The 5,689-nt window shown below is 41.7% G+C and carries 9 protein-coding genes; all 9 read right to left on the bottom strand.

Going from position 1 to position 5,689, the window contains the following annotated elements:
- Nucleotides 1–67: 67 nt before the first annotated feature.
- Complete coding sequence (locus ACXACQ_RS06145; protein ID WP_474975059.1) at nt 68–619, bottom strand: sialate O-acetylesterase; 552 nt, start codon at nt 617–619, stop codon at nt 68–70.
- Nucleotides 571–1,698, bottom strand: a complete 1,128-nt coding sequence (locus ACXACQ_RS06140; RefSeq protein ID WP_474975058.1) for a sialate O-acetylesterase — start codon at nt 1,696–1,698, stop codon at nt 571–573. Before ACXACQ_RS06140 ends, ACXACQ_RS06145 begins: the two co-directional genes overlap by 49 nt.
- Nucleotides 1,699–1,828: 130 nt before the next feature.
- Entirely contained in the window at nt 1,829–3,040 is a 1,212-nt protein-coding gene (locus ACXACQ_RS06135) for a class I mannose-6-phosphate isomerase (RefSeq protein ID WP_474975057.1), read from the bottom strand.
- Entirely contained in the window at nt 2,970–3,617 is a 648-nt protein-coding gene (locus ACXACQ_RS06130; RefSeq protein ID WP_474975056.1) for a hypothetical protein, read from the bottom strand. Before ACXACQ_RS06130 ends, ACXACQ_RS06135 begins: the two co-directional genes overlap by 71 nt.
- Before the next feature lie 10 nt (nt 3,618–3,627).
- Nucleotides 3,628–3,828, bottom strand: a complete 201-nt coding sequence (locus ACXACQ_RS06125; RefSeq protein WP_474975062.1) for an ROK family protein — start codon at nt 3,826–3,828, stop codon at nt 3,628–3,630.
- A complete protein-coding gene (locus ACXACQ_RS06120; protein WP_474975055.1) occupies nt 3,825–4,283 on the bottom strand; it encodes an ROK family protein in 459 nt (152 codons plus the stop codon). Before ACXACQ_RS06120 ends, ACXACQ_RS06125 begins: the two co-directional genes overlap by 4 nt.
- A 168-nt stretch (nt 4,284–4,451) precedes the next feature.
- Nucleotides 4,452–5,021, bottom strand: coding sequence for an MFS transporter (locus ACXACQ_RS06115; RefSeq protein ID WP_474975061.1), 570 nt, complete (start codon nt 5,019–5,021; stop codon nt 4,452–4,454).
- The gene (locus ACXACQ_RS06110; protein WP_474975060.1) at nt 4,966–5,133 is read right to left on the bottom strand and encodes a hypothetical protein; all 168 of its coding nucleotides are present in this window, start codon (nt 5,131–5,133) and stop codon (nt 4,966–4,968) included. The genes ACXACQ_RS06115 and ACXACQ_RS06110 overlap by 56 nt, the downstream gene beginning before the upstream one ends.
- Nucleotides 5,063–5,689, bottom strand: a 627-nt coding sequence (locus ACXACQ_RS06105; protein ID WP_474975054.1) for an MFS transporter, incomplete at its 5' end; no start/stop codon positions are given. The genes ACXACQ_RS06105 and ACXACQ_RS06110, both read right to left, overlap by 71 nt.

Genomic DNA, 5,689 nt, shown 5'->3' with positions numbered 1-5,689 from the left:
AAGGTTAAGTTTGTCATACTCGTGTGCTCACCCAGCACCTAAGGTTAAGTTTGTCATACTCGTGTGCTCACCCAGCACCTATGTGCTTTCCATACACCATTTTCAATGCATTTAAAGCCAACCTTTTCCCTACATCTTCTTTATTTTTTGGGTGAATATCCCCTGCTTCTCCTATATCTATCGCGGTGGCCATTCCAGTATTTGGCAATTCCAAAGCCATCGCTTGGGCTTCGCGAAGTTCAGCCCAATTGTTGTCTTCAGGCTGAGTAACTTCAGGCATATAATTGGCCAATTGCACAAATATGAAAGGGAGTTCGTACCCCCACTGCTTTCTCCAATCTTGAATTAAAGCGGGAAAAAGTTCGCGGTATTCGTAAGCACGATCTACGTTCGATTCTCCCTGGTACCAAATCGCTCCCGTAATTGGGAATTTAGTTAATGGCGCTACGTTGGCATTATATAAAACCGCAGGACTTGGAAAACGGTGTGATACTTGGAACATTCGGCATTTCGAATTGGCTCGCATCAATTGCTCTTCCTTTTCTGTACTTCCACTCACCCCACAAAATGTCATTTCCCCAGAAAGCACTTGTGGTAAAACCACCAATTCCGCCTGCATCTAAAAACTCGAACCACCAAAACATTGCCTTTTGGCCTTAAATATTTTGACGGCACTTTATAACCTCGGTGGTTATGCTTGCCATAAGTTTCGCCCACTTGATGACCATTAACCCAAGTCATGTCATAATCATCAATCTGAGAAAGATTGATTTGGTATTCTTCACCTTTAAAATCTTCTGGTAAATCGAAAGTGGTTCTAAACCAAACCGCCCCATCAAAATCTTTGAGCTCTGGTTCATTTTCCCAAGTATTTCCCGAAGGTGTAATGGATTTCCAATCTGAAATATCAGTTTCAGGCAAGTACCATTTTTCATCCAATCCCTTTCCGAAGTAATAATATTCAGCGAACCACTTTTCCTTTTTAGCTTCAAACGCTTGGTTCAGTTGAGCCACGCTTTTACCTTCTTTTACAATTGGGCTGAGTAACTTTTCAAACTGCGGAAATTCCATCAAAGCCTCATTGCTCATCCATGTTTCTGCTGCAGTTGCTCCCAGGTTATCGCTGATCAAACCAATGGGAACACCAGTTTCCTTAAAGATGGACTTGCCGAAATGATAGGCTACTGCTGAAAATCGATTTATTTCTTCCGTGCTCAAAGTATGCCATCCATCTGTGGTAATATCTTCGCGTGGCATGTAATCAGTTTCTACCCAAACCTTCATCATGCGCACCTGCCCTGTGTTAATAAAACTGGTATCGGTTTCTTGATAGTTGGTTGAGCTAATGGCAAATTCCATGTTCGACTGACCAGAGCAGATCCAAACATCACCCACCAAAACATTGTCTATAGTAAATGTATTTTCTCCTGAAACTTGAAGAACATATGGCCCTCCTGCTTTCATCGCAGGAAATTCCACTAGCCAAGTGCCCTTTCTAGAAGTTTTTACAAGCTCGCTTTGCCCATTGAATGTTACTTTTACCTTCTCTCCAGATTTTGCCCAACCCCAGATTTTGATGGGCTGATTGCGTTGCAAAACCATGTTGTCTCCAAAAACAGATGGAAGTTTTACCTCTGATTTGGCTTGAAAGCAAAGGAGCAATGCTACAGTTGCTATGAAGTTCTTTAGGTTGATCATATCAAATCCATTTTATATCCACAGATCAACTTTCCACAGGTTTGGAACCTTTGGAAAGTTATATCGGTCTTTTTCGGTTTCTCCTTTTGATCTAAACACTCGGAGTGAGGGCCAAAAAAGAAGCTGTCTGTTATTTATCTCTCAAAACCCAGCCTTCATGCCAGTTTCCGGAACGCACAAAGGCCTTGATCGTGGCACATTCCTTACCTTCTGATTCACCAAAAGGCCGAATTGTATATTCGCCAACATGCGCGGGCACAACAAAAGTCTCGGCATAATGCACCACAAATGGCTCAAAGCTTTGGTTTGGGCTTTCCACAATCGCTTCCCTACCTTCTACCAAATTCAAAACATTTACGCCACCATTCGTATGGTGCGTCACTTTTTGACTGAACCAATGCCTTCTGGTTTCTATAAATTCCAATTCGTGCAAACCTGTTCTTTCTTCGCGCCAGCCGTCACCTTCAGCCAAAAGTTCGGTGCGATTCAGAATATTTTTTTCTGTCCAATCTTCTGTTCTACTCCAATCAATTACCTTTTCGCCATGCGAAATATTGATGGGCCTCGGTTTACCATCCAAACCTAAACGCCCCCAATCCCAAAGCTTAAAAGTGAAAATATAAGGTGTAGCGCTAATTTCGAGCACCATACTGTCTCTTCCTGAACAATGGACGGTACCCGCTGGAATCAAAACGTGATCATGCTTTTTCACAGGCCATTTTTTCACGTGTTTATCGGCATCAAAGTCAGAATCGCCAGTTTGTGCTTGTTCCAAATCCTGAATCATGGCTTCAGGTTTAACACCGTCTTTCAAGCCCAAATAAACAAAGGCATCTTCCTTGGCATCGAGCATGTAATAGCTTTCATCTTGGGTATATTCCATACCAAAATGCTGCTTGATATATTCCGTAGTTGGGTGAACTTGCAGGCTCAAATTACCGCCATCCATGGTATCCAAAAAATCGAAACGAATAGGGAATTCCGCACCAAATTTATCGTAGACAAACTCACCTAATAGCGCTTCGGGTTGGTTAAAAACTAAATCTATGGAAGGAATTTCAACAGTCTCTTCTCCAAAAGCCAGCAACAAACTGTTCTCTTCTGGTACACAATCAAAACCCCAAGCAAAGTTGATTTCGGATCGATCCAAATCAACCACTTCTTTCAACCATTGACCACCCCAAGGGCCTGGATCGAAAAACGGAACCAACCTAAATGGCTGATTTACTGCACTTTTCAAACCTTCTAAAAGTAATTTTCCAGAAATCATTTTAGGCTGTGCCTCCTGATTGGTGTCGATTAGATAATTCAATCGATTCAGTAAAGCCTTTTTTATGCTCATCAAGTACGCGCCAGTCCACAAAAAAAGACTGCTTATACAATCTGAAAAAATCTATATCGGAATTCTGTACACCCAAATTATCGATTCGGGATTTTCGCATTCTCAATTGAATTTCCCAGCGAGCCATATCAAGATAAACGAGCAGGTCTGGTTGTTCACAAAATAGAGCAGCCCCTTCTCCATAAATAACCGTTACACCCGTTGATTCCGCAACACTCCTTTTAACTTCAGAAAGCTTAGTCTCATTAAAGAAATCAATGAGTTTAAGTTTGGTCATAAAGCCAAAAATGCGATCATCCGTAACATCAGGATAAACCATTTCGCTTATCTCTTCTTCGGCCTTAAAACTATCGGTACTATTGATAAAGGCATCGAATTTCAAACCTTCCTTTAAAGCAGTTTTTACTTCGTGATGCAACACACCTTGATAGCAATCGATAACAACTACAATCCTTTCCTTATCGATTTTAGTGATTTCTGCATTCAATTGGGCTACAATATTTGCCCAGCCTTTTACGCAGTCGCTGGTATTGTTGCTTACTTGAATCGCAGGATATTTATTGAAATTTGAATTCATTGAATTATTTCTAAATTTGACTGTTTAGCATATGATAAAGCCCTAGAATACCGGCATATTCCAGCTGTTCCGCACTTTTGATTTCAAGCGGATTATCCTTTATCCAAACATTCTTATTGATTAATTCTTCGATTTTGGGAATGATCAAGTCCTTGCTGTGCATCACCCCTCCTCCGATCACGATACACGCTGGATCATAAGCCAAAATCATATTGATAATGCCCAAAGCCCAGGCATAAATAGAGTGATCCTGGTACTTTTAAGAGCAAGCTGATCACCGTTATCTGCATGTGTAAAAACGCTGGCAAAATCTACTTCCGAAATATTGCTCAGAGAACTTTCAGAGAATTCAGGGTAGTCTTTCACATGGGCCAACATCCAAGTAGAACCTTCAGATTCCACACAACCGATATGGCCACAGTTGCACTCCTTTCCATGCAAATTGATAGTCATATGACCGCCCAAATTACCTGCAATGTGATTTACACCTCGAACCATTTGCCCGTTGATCATCACAGCAGAACCAACACCGGTACCCAATGTGATCATCACCAAATCCTGAAAATTTTGCCCAGCTCCGTATTGCCATTCGCCAGATAAAGCTGCCCGAACATCATTTTCCAGCACCAAAGGCACTCCCCAACCATCTTGAGCCCACTCTTTCAAAATCAAGTGTAGTCGCATCGGGGTATTTCACATATTTGGATGAGAATTCGGGCTTTATGGACATCCACTATGCCCGGAAAAGCAATGCCGATCCCTTCCAATTGAAGATTTTCCTCTTTTAATGTTTTATCAACTTCTGAGGAAATCACCTCGAGTTGTTTCTCTAAACTATTCTCTGCAGCTGCGGGTAGAATTCTTGCCTTCTATAATTTCACCTTCATGAATGAAACCCATCTTTATGCGGGTTCCACCCATATCCACGCCCACTTTAACCTTCCTTGTCATGCCGTTTTCTTTGCTTATTTCGTCCAACTTTGCTCTATTTCTTCTAGCGTACGCTGCTCTGGTTTCAGGCACTTTGAGTTTTACAAAAAAACGAGAAGAATAATGGAATTGAGTAAGAAAATGCCAAAGGTAAATGCACCGCCAACCAAGACGTAAAAGCACTGGTGTAAACTGAGTAATGAAAATCACCCCGACCCAAAGAATGAGTGTACAAAATGACATTGCTACTCCTCGGGTTTTGGTTGGGAAAATTTCTGAAAAATCAAAACCCAAGGAATTGGCCCCAGAGAAGAGGCAAAACAGGCAATGAAACCCAGAATAAATATGGAGTAGCCAAGGCCCTGTAATCCCAAAATGGAAGCACATAATTACGCCAATCAAACTGACAATCATTCCGCTAACTCCGTAAATGAGCAGAGTTCTTCTTCCCAGTTTTTTTATCTCGTAAGCCATATTGGCCACAAACGTGAACAGTGTATTGATAACACCTATAGTTATGGTTTGCAAAAAGGCTGATTACTGAACCAAAACCTATGCTTTTGAAAATTTCTGGAGCGTAGTAAATAATGGCATTGATACCCGTAATCTGAGGATAAAAGCGCCGCGAACACCATTCCTACGATCAAAGCCATTCTCAATCCTTTTCCGAAAATATCCTGGAATCGTTCCCGAATCTCACGTTGTAAGGCCGCTTGTATTTCAGACATCAACTCATTGGCCTTTTGCTTTCCATTTACTTTGGTAAGAATATCATTGGCTTCGGCAGTTCTTCCTTTTTTTTTCACCAACCATCGGGGGCTTTCAGGCACTATAAAAAGCAACACCAAGAAAAGCACTGCTGGAATCATTTCGGAACCGAGCATATAGCGCCAACCCATATCGATGTTCCAAGCTTCGTTACCCGATTCTGCAATTTTGAAATTGACGAAATAGATAATGTTAATTCCCAATACAATAGCCAATTGATAAAGGCTTACCAACCTGCCACGAATATGAGAAGGTGCAATTTCAGAAATATACAGGGGGGAGAGCATTGAGGCCGCTCCCACCCCTACGCCCCCAATAAAGCGAGCGATTACAAATTCTGTAAGGTTGCGGGGAATGGCTGCTCCCAATGCCCT

It is taken from the genome of Fulvivirga sp. AWR4_260 (assembly GCF_056158185.1).
This window is presented reverse-complemented; position numbering and strand designations above follow the sequence as displayed.